Annotated in this window: 13 protein-coding genes; 12 read left to right on the top strand and 1 reads right to left on the bottom strand. The window is 35.5% G+C overall.

Annotated elements, in window-relative coordinates:
- Positions 1-104: 104 nt before the first annotated feature.
- Positions 105-1,955, bottom strand: a complete 1,851-nt coding sequence (locus tag ACOALF_RS00285; RefSeq protein ID WP_419241473.1) for a type IV secretory system conjugative DNA transfer family protein — start codon at positions 1,953-1,955, stop codon at positions 105-107.
- Between the two features lie 79 nt (positions 1,956-2,034).
- Here ACOALF_RS00285 and ACOALF_RS00280 point away from each other — a divergent pair, with 79 nt between their 5' ends.
- The 12 genes from ACOALF_RS00280 (at position 2,035) to ACOALF_RS00225 (ending at position 14,901) form a co-directional block, all read left to right on the top strand.
- Entirely contained in the window at positions 2,035-2,532 is a 498-nt protein-coding gene (locus ACOALF_RS00280) for a hypothetical protein (protein WP_419241472.1), read from the top strand.
- A 198-nt stretch (positions 2,533-2,730) separates the two neighbouring features.
- Positions 2,731-4,146, top strand: a complete 1,416-nt coding sequence (locus tag ACOALF_RS00275; RefSeq protein WP_419241471.1) for a hypothetical protein — start codon at positions 2,731-2,733, stop codon at positions 4,144-4,146.
- A gap of 6 nt (positions 4,147-4,152) precedes the next feature.
- The gene (locus ACOALF_RS00270; RefSeq protein ID WP_419241470.1) at positions 4,153-4,386 is read left to right on the top strand and encodes a hypothetical protein; all 234 of its coding nucleotides are present in this window, start codon (positions 4,153-4,155) and stop codon (positions 4,384-4,386) included.
- A 286-nt stretch (positions 4,387-4,672) separates the two neighbouring features.
- On the top strand, positions 4,673-7,096 hold the full coding sequence (locus ACOALF_RS00265; RefSeq protein ID WP_419241469.1) for a VirB4 family type IV secretion system protein: 2,424 nt from the start codon (positions 4,673-4,675) through the stop codon (positions 7,094-7,096).
- A 2-nt stretch (positions 7,097-7,098) separates the two neighbouring features.
- Positions 7,099-7,944, top strand: a complete 846-nt coding sequence (locus ACOALF_RS00260; protein WP_419241468.1) for a hypothetical protein — start codon at positions 7,099-7,101, stop codon at positions 7,942-7,944.
- Positions 7,937-8,596: a hypothetical protein gene (locus ACOALF_RS00255; protein WP_419241467.1), complete on the top strand. Its 660-nt coding sequence runs from the start codon at positions 7,937-7,939 to the stop codon at positions 8,594-8,596. Before ACOALF_RS00260 ends, ACOALF_RS00255 begins: the two co-directional genes overlap by 8 nt.
- Entirely contained in the window at positions 8,577-9,401 is an 825-nt protein-coding gene (locus tag ACOALF_RS00250) for a DUF4138 domain-containing protein (protein WP_419241466.1), read from the top strand. The genes ACOALF_RS00255 and ACOALF_RS00250 overlap by 20 nt, the downstream gene beginning before the upstream one ends.
- 17 nt (positions 9,402-9,418) lie before the next feature.
- Positions 9,419-10,192 carry a conjugative transposon protein TraM gene (gene traM, locus ACOALF_RS00245; protein ID WP_419241465.1) on the top strand — a complete coding sequence of 258 codons (774 nt, stop codon included), beginning with the start codon at positions 9,419-9,421 and terminating at the stop codon, positions 10,190-10,192.
- Positions 10,189-11,130 carry a hypothetical protein gene (locus ACOALF_RS00240; protein ID WP_419241464.1) on the top strand — a complete coding sequence of 314 codons (942 nt, stop codon included), beginning with the start codon at positions 10,189-10,191 and terminating at the stop codon, positions 11,128-11,130. The genes traM and ACOALF_RS00240 overlap by 4 nt, the downstream gene beginning before the upstream one ends.
- A complete protein-coding gene (locus ACOALF_RS00235) occupies positions 11,087-12,772 on the top strand; it encodes an AAA family ATPase (protein ID WP_419241463.1) in 1,686 nt (561 codons plus the stop codon). The genes ACOALF_RS00240 and ACOALF_RS00235 overlap by 44 nt, the downstream gene beginning before the upstream one ends.
- A 219-nt stretch (positions 12,773-12,991) precedes the next feature.
- The gene (mobV, locus tag ACOALF_RS00230; RefSeq protein WP_419241462.1) at positions 12,992-14,269 is read left to right on the top strand and encodes a MobV family relaxase; all 1,278 of its coding nucleotides are present in this window, start codon (positions 12,992-12,994) and stop codon (positions 14,267-14,269) included.
- Complete coding sequence (locus ACOALF_RS00225) at positions 14,260-14,901, top strand: toprim domain-containing protein (RefSeq protein WP_419241461.1); 642 nt, start codon at positions 14,260-14,262, stop codon at positions 14,899-14,901. The genes mobV and ACOALF_RS00225 overlap by 10 nt, the downstream gene beginning before the upstream one ends.
- The last annotated feature ends 240 nt before the right edge of the window (positions 14,902-15,141 follow it).

The raw sequence follows: 15,141 nt of genomic DNA, 5'->3' as shown, positions 1-15,141 counted from the left end.
TCCTATAATACAAACGTACGACACTTAATAAGTGGACAGAGCCGTTCTTCGGTTAACCGGTCTATCTCGTTCTCAGCTTAAGAGCATTATGTAGTTACGGTGTCTTATGAACGCCTATCTATTAAAACATCTATCTCTTGGTGTATTTTTTTAAAATTTTGCTCAATATCCACATATTGATAGCACTCTTTCAAATTCTTTAGTTTGTGATTTTCAAACTTTTTATCAAAACTATTTACCTTCTTCAACTTGTATTTGAAGAAGGCTTGATTGCTTTCAACTACCCTTCCAGCAAACTCTCCCACTTTAAATTCCATAAAATCTTGCGGGGAAAGAATAGGTTTTTCTTGTAGATGGATGCCTTCTCCAGCTGTTTCTGTACGACCACTTTGGTAATGACTAGTTGAGGAAGAAGAAGAAGCTACTTTTTTTTCCTTTTTGCCCATTAGGTGACTAGCCCAGTCAGCAGAAGCTCCTTCTACATTACCAATAATCTTATTGACGAAGGTATCCTGTATACGTTTAGCTCCTATGCTACCGTAGGTATGTTCTAACTGTGCATTAGATTGCAGGCAAGCCACTGTGCTGATGCCATATTTTCTAGCAGTAGCCGGTAATTCTGCTAACCCTGGAATAAACAATGTGGGCAACTCATCTATGGCTACAAAACTTTTGGTTCTATTATGGCCATACATAGCTTTAAAGCAAACCGTTAGCAATAGCGAGATAACCGGTGAGAAGGCAGATTTAGCAGATGGATGATTACCTATACACAGGATCGTTGGTTTCCCGCTATCATTGATCGTTAAGTCTAAATCATCCCCGCTTAATACCCAAAATAAATCTTTATTTAAAAGGATTTGCAAGTTCGTTTTAAAGGTAGCTATAACACCTACCAGCTGCCCCGCTGTTTTTTCTCCACCCTTAAAAGCATCCAATATAGAACTAGCGTAACTAGCTGCTTCGTCATCTTTTTCAATCAGTTTAAATATGCTAGCAATAGGTTTGGTAGCCAGTACTAAAACATGCGGTAAGGTACAACACCGAGGTCTTCTATTAGCCAAAAAAACAATCATCCCTTTTAGCAATGTTTTGGTACTTAGGTTCCAAAAATCATCTTTTTTATCCGGAACCAGGTTATGTAATAGTACACTGGTGTATTCCTCTAAGTAGGCCCTGTTTAGAATATATCTTGGTGCAATAGGGTTGACGCGTATACTATGTCTAAGAGAGGTAAAATTGATGCTATGGAATTGAAATGTAGTAGGATCGCAGAACTGTAAAAAACAGTTAAAAGCGAACTTTGTAAGACAGTAGTTGTGATCAAGTGCAGTGGGTCTTCCTTCAAAGTCATAATCATAGATGATTCCAGCATAACCTTTTTTTATCAATGCGTATAATATAGGCTCCAATACATAGCGCGTCTTGCCACTACCTTGGTTTCCTAAAATGTATATCCCCCTTTGTGGATTATTAATGGGTAATTGTCCATTATCTGCAGGTAATGTGATATTCTTTTCTCTGTTTTGCGTCTTAGTGGGATTGATCAGTTGGGAATGCCCTTTATCGTTATCCAATGAGATTACACAGGTAACTAATAAAAAAAGTAGGGGATATAACCAGATATGGAAATTCCCTTTTACCCAAAATATAGGGTAATACATTACATAACAACAGAAAAGCACCGCCCAACCTAATATTAACAAACTGTTAAAGTGCCATTTTTGTTTAAGTCTTTCCATCAACCTAATGACTTTATCATATTGATAATGGAGTAAGCATAGTACGTATAGGCTATTCACCATCCAGTTATGTTGCACAGCTATACAATAAGATAGGAGTGTAGCCAATGCATCAGGTATAAGGGCTATATCATTTAAATAGAGTAGATGTAGGTAAAAGAACAGCTGATAGCCTATCAAAAAAGCAAATACTATAGAAATATTTTGGTTCATTCATAAAAATATAAAAAATAATTTTAAATCTATTGCTTTTATCAAAAAAGTTTTGTATAATTCATAAATTTTTATAAATATGCAATACTTTCGCAAAATATTTATACTGCTTTTAATGTTTTATACTCCTTTGCAGGGCAAAGAAGATTTAGGAAATCATACTAGTTACACAGTTAGTCATGTAAAAGAAGTTAAATCACCATTTTTAAGACATACAGAAGGTTGTAAATCTGTAGGTCTAGTTTGGCATAGAATGCCGGATCATCAGATGTGTTATGGTATCTATTATCATGGGCATCTGAGTCCATCGATAGCCTTGCACTTAAGTGGAGGTATTTCACCTGTTAAATTTAACTATAAAAAACATATGCGATGGGTCATTGCACCCTCGTTTTTATATACACTTTGTGCTATAAATGCGCACCATTACATCAGTTTGTCTCTAGGACCTATTATAGAATATGGTCCTTATCAGGCTATTATTTTTGGATTGCCAAATCGGAATGGGTGGGATATCAGAGTAACCTTAGGGCTCCATTATACTTTTTATTTCAATCAAAATGGACTATTGGTATAGGAATAGGTCCTTGTATTGGGTTTTTTAAAGATAAAGGAACTAGCGGATTATTAGTGGGTCTTTTCTTACAGTACAACCTATAAACTAACCCATTTAATTATGTAGGTATTACATACAAAATAAATATTTATACAAACCCATTTTAACATAAAAATATTAAATAAATCTTAATTATCAAAACCTTCAATAAATACTCAAATGATGCATCCATTATTTTATTTATTCAAACTATTTTTAGTGATCATTTTGAACACTTTGCAAGCTTGTTTTTTCCATAGGGGAGCTCAACAAGACTTATCAAGACAGACACCGAGTTATACCGTTTCACTTAGGTCAGACAACCAGACAGGATATTTTGAAGATCAAAGGATTCCTATACATATATTGTTTACATCTGAAAATGAACATATAAAAAATAATGGTATGGGCTTCAGGATTAAAAAGATATCTATAGAAGGCATCTCAGGGCACTTAGAAACAGAAAATCGAGATCTATTAGGGGATGGACATGATTTTGTCTATAAGGATGATGGCTATCCATTATTTTTTATACCAGCGGTTGATGAAGATAGTGGCCATTGTACAATTACCTTAGACACCTTATTGATAGATAAGTATGGCAATGAGGCACCTGAATCTAGCCATAAATTAGCAACCTACGGGTTATATATTTGGCACAAAAAAGCTATACAAAAATCGATTCAAGAAGAAGAAACAAAGTTTTCAGAAACTTTAAAGCCATTAAGTGAAGATCATTCTAATAGTAAACTACGTACCACTACCGTTTCATTAGAAAATACTGATTATCCACTTCAAGATAGGGTATTTTTTGCTCAGATTATCTGTAATGAAAATATTGCGTTAACGTTAGGTGGTAACCATTTAATAGGTGATGAAGCATGGATTATAGAAGATTGGCATTTTGAAGGTGGGGTAACAGGTAGCCTACATGATGCGTCAAGTAGTCATGAACTTACTAGACCATTAAAGTTACAAGGAGGCACTACCTACATAGGTTGCTCCCCAGCTATTGAAAATCTATCTGGCAGGCCAATAGTAGGTTTCTCTATCATCCATCCAGGTGGTCGAAAAGAAAAACTTCAGGTAGATATTTCTAGTATAATATTGTCCATATTAGCATCCAAGATCAACGAATATAAAACATTACTTTCGGATTTAATTTACACTACAACAGACCCAGATATCAGAGATAAAACCATCAAAGCGTCTAAACAAATTCTTGCTAAAATGAAGAACCTACTAAAGCAGAAAAAAGAAAAAACCAAAATAGCATCAATCGCTAAAGACTATGATTCATTCTTAAAAGAAAATCAAGCTCGTTTTGAAGGGGCTGTACGTGCCTCTGAAATATTATCCCTAGCAAACTCTGCCATAAGGAATAGTTTTGTTTTCTTCGAAAACAAATACATACCTACTTGGCGTGATGAGAACCCAAAAACGATAACTGAATTCCTTAATGAAGTGGATAAGGAGCCTAAATTATTTAGCCATTTACCAATAACTATCGAAAATATTAGGGAGCAGTTAGCGGCTATCGATATTCATTTCTATAAGGAGATGCGAAAAAACCTTATATCTGATTTAAAACATTAACAATCTATGGCATTACATGACAATTTAGAAGAATTAAAAGATTGGACCGGCAGTATTACCAACACCATATTTATTATTGCAGCCACCGTTACAGGATTGATGGTAGCGGCAAAATTTATCAGTAGCAGGGATAAAAAGGAAGCAATGAGCTATGCCATCTGGTGGATAGTAGGCATTTTCTTTTTCTTTGTCTGCTCTTCTATCATTTCAGAAATTATGGATATGTTTGGTAATCAATAATGATCGTTAATAAAAGCATAGAAAAAAGAGGGATGATAGGTCCTCTTTATACCCATGAAGCATTACTACTGGTACTCTTTAGCATGGTCTCTCTCTTTGGGTTAATGGTTTTAAATAAAATCTTTAAGATCAGTAAGCTATGGATGTTAACCGGTCCTGCTTCATGTTTTCTACTATTGCTCCTATTAAGATCTACTAGAAAAAGCCAAAATCCCACCTATTTGTTTTCTTGGATGGCTTTTCATTTCAAGCAACCGAAGTATATGAACGCAAAAAACAGTAAACTGTGTTACAAGAAAAATATATAGAAAACTATCTACCCATTACTGAATTTCAAGATGGGTCCATCATTTTGGAAGATGGAGCGGTAGCCATAGGCTATCAATTGAGTTTATTTCCTGATGAAGGGGTAGGAGAGGGAACCTATAAAAATTGTATAGATACCCTAGCCCAGACCATTCGAAAATTTCCTATTGGAACTGTTATACAACAATTAGATAGCTATTCCAATAAAACATTTTATATAGAAACTCAAAATGACTACAACTTTTTTCATCAAAAGCAGATTGAACACTATAATGGACATATTTTTTTAAACCATGTAACCTATCTATTCGTCATATGTAGGCTTACTACCCATAGCATAGAGCCGCATACGACTACTTTTTCTTGTGGGAAAGGTTGCTTTAAACATCCACTGGCAGAACTCAATAAAACAATAGATCAAGTAAAAAAATGTAGCCTAGAGTTAGAATCTGCCTTTCCAGATGGTTGGCACTATAGACAGTTGACTGCATCAGATAATATTAACTTGCTTTATGCCTGGCTCAACTTAGATTTTAGTGGCACCATAGATGGTTTAGAGCATGGCCTGACCAATCAAAAAGGATTTTTTAAAATTGGTAATAAGCAGGTAGCGATTGTATCGATGCAAAGCCAATCGAGTAAACCAGACTACACCAGTAAAAACGGGTTAGGCAATGGGGGAGGGGTAACCGTACCTTTTACCTGGGCGTTAAGCCACTATATGGACTGTCCCCATATTGTTGTACAAGCCATTGCCATTCAAAATACAGAAGATTTTTTACAAAGCCGTACCAAAGCATTAGAATGGAGCCAAGCGACTAAACGCAGTGGCCGAGCCATTCGTAATGTAAACCAAGATATGGAAGCGTTGATTGCCTTTGAATCAGCCATTAGAACACAAGAAGAAGTGATCGTAACCTTGAACTATCTGGTTATCCTTTATGAAGTAGATCCAAGACAATTAGCTGATAACATTGAAAAGGTTAAAAAAGTATTTAAAACACTAGATATCGCCCCTTTCGTAGAGGACTATGATACCGTTAATCTATATTTTTCAGCGATACCCGGCAATGGCCATCAGCTTTACCGGGGTCAACCGATGGCACTTAAAACTGCACTGGCCTATTTCAATATGATTACGCCTAGAAGCAGTAGTGATAGTGGTATACTACTGGCGAGTAGACAAGAAACACCCATCTATTATGATCCATTTAATCTCGACTTAGACAACCAAAATGCTTTTGTTTTTGGTCCTTCTGGATCTGGTAAATCTTTTTTTAATGGAAAAATGATTAAGGATCGGTTTCAAGCAGGTCATATAGTGATTGTAATAGATAGTGGAGGTACCTATAGAAGACTTTTTCAAATATTAGGCGGGAAATACATCGAATACAATGCCGAAACACCACTCCATTTAAATCCATTTCTGATCAAACCTGAAGCAGATGGCTTATTTAAGCCAGATATCAATAAAGTAACTTTTTTGGTACAACTGATTGGAAAAATATGGAAGGGAGATTTAAATGCAAATCCCATGAGTGAAGTAGAGAAAGCGCTGCTATTTGAATGGATACCAGGCTATTATGCTACTCTAGATAAGGCCTCTGTACCGAGCTTAACTGGATTTTATAACTATCTCAAACAACTAGTAGATCAGAAAGACAAACAGATTCAAAGATTAACTGGTGATAGATTGTTCCCATTTCATGAATTTTTCATTGTACTCCATCCTTTTGCCCATGGGATCTATAAAGCGCATTTTAATTCCTACGAGCAGGTCTATTTAGAAGACCATAAACTCATTTGTTTTGAGTTAGAAGCAATCAAAAACAATCCTAAACTTTATCCCCTTGTCGTACAAGTGCTATTTGAGTTTGCCTTTGAAATGGTTGCCCAATATCCTGACGTAGCTAAATTTATTGACATTGAAGAAGGGTGGACGATGTTAGATGACTATGCCGAAGAAAACATTGAAGCCTTTTTTAGAAAAGGCAGAAAAACCAAAACTTCCATTCGGATCATTACCCAAAACATAGATGAAATCAAAGCCTCTAAAATAGCTGGTGCGATGAAAAACAATGCCTCTACTTTTATACTGCTTTACAATGAGAAAAAATCGAGTAGGGAAGATATTGGAGCATTTATAGGCATGACTCCCTTTGAAAGGGAAAAATATGAAAGCTTAAGACGAAAAAATGGGTCAAGTGGATATAGAGAAGTTTTTATCAAAGAAATGGGAGAGGCTAACATATGGCTGCTGCACACATCACTTTGGGAACATGCACTACTCACCTCTAGGCCAGATGAAAGAAACGCTATTACCAGGCTGATTCAAGCGAAAGGAGATGATCGATTAGGGATTGCTGAGTGGGTAGACGGACAACGCAAACTACAAGCTAAATAGCCATGGAATATCTATCTGTGCACTATGTTTCTAGTGAAGTTTGGAGTGTTATGCGGCAAGTTACAAAGACCACAACAGAGATTGCGCTATTCTTACTGCCTACCTTTATAAGTATTGATTTTTGCGTGCGATACATCAAAGATGGATTAAATGAAGTCAGTAGTAAAGCAGCCATTATAGAGAATATCGCCAAAGGGATGGTATTGGCACTATTGCTGTGCCATTTCGAAGAGATCAATCAAGTATTAGATCATATAACCAGTGCGTTAATAGACGAATTGGGTTTGAATCAAGCGATGCAAAAATACTTAGAAGCACAAAAAGCAAACCTGGAAACCAATCAAGCAGATGGGTTTTGGGGATCAGGTAACTATATCATTCAATCAATACTCAATAAAATCAAAAATCTTGTATTGGGCTTTTTACAAATGTTTTCCAGAGGGGTAATGCACGCCATAAGGGGTTATTTACTTGTTTTTTCTACCCAAATAGGACCACTAGCCATTGCTATGAGTGCTTTACCAGGTAGGTATCAAAAAATAGCTGCCAATTGGTTTAGCTTGCACCTCTCTTTCTTTATGTGGGGTTTTACCATGGCGTTAATAGACCTAAGCATTATTCAGTTAAATATCAAAACGGTAGCGGGATGCGATATGTTAAACTTAATAGGGTCTGTAGCATTAGTAGCGATGTATTTAATTGTAGGTACCATTACAGGATTATACATAGGAGAGATGATGGGCGGCATGATCTTTACCACCGTAACCAGCTTTGCCATACATCAAATCGTAGCAACTGGTAAACAGATTTATAAACTTAAAAAAGAGAGTTTCAATAAAAATGGTTAACGTAAATGCATTCAATAGCTATAAGCTCAGTAGGCTGATCGGGCGTATACAATATTTATGTATAGGGGTTGTTGCTATTTTAACGGGCTTAACTTGTTTCTTTGCTGCCAAATGGGTCGGTGCTATAAACAGTGACTTAACCTATTTTGTAACGCCAGAAGGAAGCTATTGTAGCGGGAAAAGAAAACAATCCATTCGGCGAGAACCCTTTGAAATAGAAAATTTTACCATGCAGTTTCTAAAAAATGCTTTTGAGCATAATGAATATACCTATCAAGGTAACTTACTGGCTTGTTTACAGGTTATGGATAAAAAAAGTGGTCTTTTTCTAAAAAGTAAATACAACGAAGAGGAGGTATTTCAGGTATATAAAAGCTATAACGGTATATCCATCTTGTCAGTTGAACAGATAGAGACCAATCTGATGGATTATCCTTACGAAGTAGTAGCTTTTTATACAACTACTTTGCAGTTCTTAGGGCTAGAAGGCAAAAAGCTTAGCGGCCTAGATCATAAAGAACTACCCGGAGGGGTTTATTTTAAAGTGAAAACAACGCACAGAAGCAAAGAAAATCCCTATGGATTACTCATTACTGATTTTACTTTTGTTGACCCTAAAAATAAGCGTGAATATGTGCAAGATAATACGTAGCCTACTAATAAGTTGTCTTTTTTGTTTGACTGCTCAAGCGGCAGAAAAAATAACCAGTTATAGTCCTTTAGAGGAGATAGAAGTTGCGCATCGATTTTCCTCGATGCTATTGTTTGATGAGGCTATTAAAGAGGTCATCATGCCCAATAAAGATTATATCGCTAATATCAACCAAAACATGGTTTTATTGCGGGCTACCAAACCAGGTACAAGTGCTACTTCTATAGTGGTTACCTTTAAGCAAGGTAATAAGGTCTTTAACGGTCTATTGCGTGCAACCCATAAACCGCAAGAAGTCTATGATTTTACAAGCAAAGGAGAAGAAGAGGCTAGCCCCCATCCTACATTAGACCATCAGGTATTACAAAAAATAAAACAGATTCGATCGATGGAGCAAACCTATTTTAATATAGGCAAGCATACCAGGTACTATGACCTTATCCTTACTAATCTATTTCATGATGAGGAGTATACCTATCTAAAAGTATATTTGGAGAACAAAACAGGTCTAACCTTTGAACTATTTGAAACCAACTTTCAGCACTACAACAGTAAAAAAAGCAGAAAACTCGTCTTTCCTATATATGGCTTAGAAGATCGAGTCATACCCGCTTATAGCAGTAAAATGTTTGTATACGTCTTACCGCGCTATACTACATCTATTAATCGAAAACTCTTAGTGGGTTTTATTGAGCAATCTGGTAGTCGCTTGGTGAACTTATCTATACCTGCGCGTCTGCTTTTAGAAGCACCCTACTATGGTAGCGTAAATATCTATTACTGGTTGTCATTGGTGCTATTGTAACCTTTGGAAAGGTCTTTGTGGGAAAACACAAAATAGAAAATTTTAATCCTGTAAACGTAAAAGTTCCAGATTTTCAAGAGGTTAAAAAGAATGATGCCAAAACATTACTTGACGAGTATGATGAAGAACTATCTGGTAAAAAAGAATCGCTCCTGAAAAAAACTTCTAGAAAAGGGATCTCGTCACTGGCTGGTCTCTTTAACCTAACACCTTTAGCAAAACCTAAAAAGCCTAAAAAAAAGAAATCTATGTTCACGAAATTACCTAAAAAAACTACTGTTCGAACCACACCAAGCCAAGGTTTTATTTCCTATCAAGATAACCCACAAGAAGAAATATTAAATACCTTCTACCGTGCCCACTTAGATGAAAATCAAAAGGTAACAGACGAAAGTTCTGTAATCCTTAAACTAGAAGAAAATTGTATCATTAATGATACCGTGTTACCAGCGGGTACAGTTTTATATGGGAAAGCCAAATTTGCTAAAAATAGAATATTAATAGCCATCCATGTAGCCCAGTATCTAGATCGGACCTTCCCGGCCTCTTTAGCTTGTTACGATACCGATTTCTTACCTGGTCTCTTCTGTGAAGGGGTTAATCCGATTATTGAAAACAACAGTCATAAAGTTTTGGATATGATCACCGATCAAGCTGATTCAGGCTTAGCCAGTGAAATAAGTAAAATGGCTACCCAATTCATTAAAGATGTAACTAAAACCAAGTTCTTTAAACTGCATAAGGGTAGAGAGGTATATGTTTGTGTAGGAAAACAATTAAAAAACAGATGAGTTTTAAAAGATATTTATGGCTAGTCTTTCTATCAACCGCTACCGTAGCTTATGCAGGAGATACATGGGATAAAGCCAAAGAGACCCTGAAAGATGTGGTGAATAGTACGTTAGATTATATACCATTTGGTAGCACCATAAAAAAACTATTTGGCAAGCAAGACAAACAGGTAGACCTTCTTAAAACGATTGCAAAAACAGAACAAAGCACTTTTGATAAAATCAGGGATAGTGCCAGGACCGCTATGGAAACCAAAAGAGCCATAGAAAAGGCTGGTAGAGCGGTAAGAGATGCGGTTAACTTAGGTAAAAGACTCAAGAATATGAGCTTTAAAAAAATGATCTTAGGTCAAACAGAAGATTTATTAGGTATTAGTTTTAACCCTGCTCGATATATACCGGAAACAAAATATACCCATAAACTCAAAAAGAACATGAAATATAGCTGTGCAAGAGAAAAACAAACCATTCATTCAGTGAATAGATCCCTGAAAAATACAGGTAAATTAGTAGGTATCAAAGCAGCAAATGGAAAATATACCGATTTGAAAAAACTTAATAAGGACATCGAAAAATCAATTCAATATGATCGTACGGTCGGGGAATATGCCCATACCAAACAGTTACTCCTAGCAGACGCTTATCAAAGAGAAGCCGATGAGTTACTAGCCAATAATAAAGAAATTCAGTATCTATTAGATGATGATGCAGCTGGTCTTAAGGTCAATGAACGGCTAGCAGCTTATAATTTGCTGCAAAAAAATATTATTGCCTCAACAAAACTTAAAGAAAAAGCTGTAAAATTACGAGAGAAGGCTTCTACTTTAACTAAAGTTGACCGGATTTCTATCGCAGCAGAACAAGATCGGTTGGCTTGGAAAAGTATGATAGAATATGAAATCAACGAAAGAGAACGAAAAACAAATCAAAAAAGATAAAATGATGCGTAAGATTAATGCACTTCCTATTGGCTATTCAGATGTTGAAAGGGTTATCCGAACAGGCTACTATGTAGATAAAACCCGCTATGCTCAAGAGCTAATAGAAAAAGAAAACCCTGTATTTATAGCCCGGCCTCGTAGATTTGGGAAATCACTGTTTATTGATACACTAGATACTATATGTAGTGGAGAGCAAGAAGTGTTTAAAGATTATCATATAGGCAAAAAAGAAAATGGCTATCAGTGGAAGAAATATCCAGTTATTAATTTAGACCTTTCAGTGTTAAACAATAACACACCTGATTTACTTGAATTATCCTTAGAAGATTTACTTACGTGTGTTGCTTCATCACACAAGTTGACACTTACTGGACAGGTTCTCAAAACAAAACTGTCTAATTTAGTTAAAGATATGACTAAATTAGGGAATGATTATGAATCCAAAATAGTAGTATTGATAGACGAATATGACGCGTCCATAGTTCACCTAACCAAAGGTTCTGACCTAGAAAAGGCCAATATCAAAGTGATGAAAGATTTCTTTATGACTTTAAAATCCCTCAACAAATATTTTCAACTCACCTTTATCACAGGTGTTAGTAAGTTTAGTTTATCGGATATATTTTCAGGGGCCAATCATTTAAACGATATTACTATTGCCAAAGATGCAGATGCCATGTTTGGATATACGCAAGAAGAGATTGTATATACTTTTTCAGATAACATACATACCATTGGTGTACAATGGGGCAAAAAAGCGGATAAAAACATAACCGATCTAGAAGTTATGCGCCACATAGCAACCTATTACAATGGATATAAATTCCACCAAGATGGTATAAGTGTATATAATCCTTGGTCTACATTAAAGTTTTTAAATACTGGAGAATTAGCAAACTACTGGTACGAATCCGGTAGTCCAAGTTTACTCATTAACCAAATGTTAGCAGATCCTGACAGGTTTGATCTTCAGGTAAATAATCTCCAAATAGAAGCTACCAGAGATGACTTAATGTATACAGAAAGTAGGAATGAGATTAGTTTAAAATCTCTGATGTTTCAAACCGGATATCTCACTATTGACAATTATGATGAATCTACTGATCTATATACATTAAAGTTTCCCAATAAAGAAATAGAAGCCTCCTTCCAGAAAAGTATCAAGTCCAGTTTAGAAAAGAGTGTAAAAGATTATTTTTTACAAGAGCGAGATAAAATTAGAAAGGCACTAGCTGACAAAAAAATTGAAATGTTTATAGAATATATCAATACAGCCTTTGCCACACTGCCCTATTATATAGATACCAAGCAAGAAAAACAATACCACAGTAATTTACATATGTTACTGCAAGGGCTGGGATTTTTAGGTGGGAGAAAAATGCATATGCATAGTGAGTCCGCTTCTAGCCAAGGGAGATCGGATATCGTTTTAGAATCAGAAACAGCCATTTATATTATAGAGATAAAGTATAGATCTACCGGGAAAATAGCTTTAGAACAAATCAAATCAAACGGCTACTATAAACCTTATTTACTCAGGCAAAAAGCCATTATACTACTGGGCATTAACTTCAATGAGGAAACCAGGATGATAGATAACTGGGCGTATGAAATACATGAAGAGCATATAAAGTTGTAAAATAAATCTCTTGTTGAAATCTTATTAAAGCAACGTAACATTACTACGTAAAAAATAACTACTTTTTCCCATACAGCTTACATATAAATGTAGGCTACTTTTTCAAAAGTATAGCACACTATACTTTACTACGTAAAGTGTATTCCACACAAATGCCCTATTCTCCGATTTCGTTAATCTATAATCAAGCAAAGGGGAAAGAAATTTCCCATGATTTATATGCAGCAATATACGATACAACCCATACAATATGCCGTACTACACATCACTAAATATAAAGAAACAGGCAGAATAGGCACACATATAGACAGAAAAAATTTGACTCAAAATGTAGCACACTTTAAAAACGATATAGACCCAGCAATGCGTGAATTATTAGGCCCCCATATTGATCATACACGCACGCATTTAAATGAAGAATTATCGCCTCTAAAACATGAAACCCTAGCAAAAGATATTCATAATAGAATACAATCAGGATACAAAGGTAACAAAGAAATTAGAAAAGATGCCGTTAAAGCCTTAGGTATTATATTGACCGGCAGCCATGAACGGATGAAAGAAATTGAGCAAAATGAAAATTTATTTAACGATTGGAAAAGAGTAAATTACGGGTTTACTTGTCGGGAGTTTGGCTCAGAAAATATTGTTCGCTTCACGCTACATAGGGATGAAAAAACACCTCATATACACTGCGTAGTAGTCCCGATCTGTAAAGATGGTAGATTAAGTGCGAAAAGATTTATGGAAGGGTCTCATATGCTGATGGCTTATCAAGATAGGTATGCAAACGCTATGAAACAATTTGGATTAAATCGAGGGATAGCTAGGCATCTAACAGAACGTAGCCATATACCTATCAGTCAATTTAGACAAAAAACACTTAAAAAAAAGCAGGAGACAGTGCTGGCTGTTACATCAGACATACCCAGGCCAAATCTACTAAACTTTAAACAAGTACATCAGAATATATCTAATCAACTTTGTGCGTATGCTTATGAAGCTGAAAAACAGAAAATAAAAGCATTAGAAACAGAAAAAACCTATAGCAATATCATCAAAGAAAACATACGATCAGATTTAGATCGTATCAAACGAGAAGTAAATTTAATACAGCATGCTGCTTCTATGGGCTATCAGCTTAATAAAGATAAAAGCTCAAGATTATGGGCAGTAATGGATAAAGATGAAGACAAAATATTGATTAAAAATGGCCTAAATAACAGTGGCCACTGGACCTATAGCTCTCTAGTAGATGATAAAGACAAAGGAACTATAGTAGATTTTATGTTAAAGCGCGGCTTCAGCTATAAGTCCATTCGTGGCCTAACTAGTATGCATTTGGATGATACAGTCATAAAAAATCAATTTTCACTTGAACTAGCCAAAGCATACTTTTATAGCATTGATTCAAAAAAAGAAGAAAATTACTTAACAGCCCGTGGTATTGCAGCCTCAATCTATGGGCCTTATACATCGGCACCTCTTTGCAAGTAGGTAGAAAAGCGGTATTTGGTCTCTATCAAGGATTGGATAACCAGGGAAATGGAACGATGTGTAACACTATTTCCTACCAGTTTTTTAAAGGTAACACTGGGCAAATAAAAAGTAGAACATACTTTCAAAAAGGGCTTTCTAGAGGGTTAGCTGTATTAAAGCATCCCAATTTTCTTGTGCAAAAGATTGTGCTCACAGAGAGTCCTATAGATGCTTTAAGTTATAAACAGTTGTATGCAGAAAAAGATAATACGATGTATATCGCTACTTGTGATACTATTTCTAGTAGTATCGCTAAAGAAATCAGTACGCTTATAAAAGGGGCTAAACAACATAACCAAGAAGTAGTATTGGCTTTTGATATAGATCAAGAAGGTCAACGTATGCAAAAATTAATAGAAAATATTTCTAAAAAAGAAGGTATGCAACCTACTAAAATATCTGTAACTTCAGGAAAAGACTGGAATGAGCAACTACAACAGAACTTAACTGGTCAGGCTATTAATTTCCTTTTACAACTACAGAGGTCTATTGCTAGGGATATTAAATCAAATTATATTGATTGTGAATATAAAAATTATAGAAAAAGGAAAATAGCACATATCGATAAATATGTCGGAATAGAAATCTAATTTGTTTGATTTATTGTGGAGGCTATAGCAATGTATCCATTCAGCGCTGTGGCTAAACTTTCCTTTTCAACCTGTTTCAAGCATGATTTTAGGGCAAATTTTTAGCATAAACGCCTAATTTTGCCCTAAATTTTAGTAAAAAAACCAGAAAAAACGCATTTTCTGCCACAGTACTTCTAAGAAACTGCAGTCAAATGCAGTTTCTTTTCTAGATATAACCTACTTCTGTGGGTGTGGATT

Origin of the sequence: Cardinium endosymbiont of Nabis limbatus, assembly GCF_965196625.1 — a bacterium.
Classification (GTDB): Bacteria; Bacteroidota; Bacteroidia; order Cytophagales; family Amoebophilaceae; genus Cardinium.
This window is presented reverse-complemented; position numbering and strand designations above follow the sequence as displayed.

Coding starts and splice junctions, on each gene's coding strand:
- ACOALF_RS00235 (WP_419241463.1), top strand. CDS start 11,087: ATGAAATCAACGAAAGAGAACGAAAAACAAATCAAAAAAGATAAAATG.
- ACOALF_RS00270 (WP_419241470.1), top strand. CDS start 4,153: ATGGCATTACATGACAATTTAGAAGAATTAAAAGATTGGACCGGCAGT.
- ACOALF_RS00255 (WP_419241467.1), top strand. CDS start 7,937: ATGGTTAACGTAAATGCATTCAATAGCTATAAGCTCAGTAGGCTGATC.
- ACOALF_RS00280 (WP_419241472.1), top strand. CDS start 2,035: ATGCAATACTTTCGCAAAATATTTATACTGCTTTTAATGTTTTATACT.
- ACOALF_RS00240 (WP_419241464.1), top strand. CDS start 10,189: ATGAGTTTTAAAAGATATTTATGGCTAGTCTTTCTATCAACCGCTACC.
- ACOALF_RS00275 (WP_419241471.1), top strand. CDS start 2,731: ATGATGCATCCATTATTTTATTTATTCAAACTATTTTTAGTGATCATT.
- ACOALF_RS00250 (WP_419241466.1), top strand. CDS start 8,577: ATGTGCAAGATAATACGTAGCCTACTAATAAGTTGTCTTTTTTGTTTG.
- mobV (WP_419241462.1), top strand. CDS start 12,992: ATGCAGCAATATACGATACAACCCATACAATATGCCGTACTACACATC.
- ACOALF_RS00260 (WP_419241468.1), top strand. CDS start 7,099: ATGGAATATCTATCTGTGCACTATGTTTCTAGTGAAGTTTGGAGTGTT.
- ACOALF_RS00285 (WP_419241473.1), bottom strand. CDS start 1,955: ATGAACCAAAATATTTCTATAGTATTTGCTTTTTTGATAGGCTATCAG.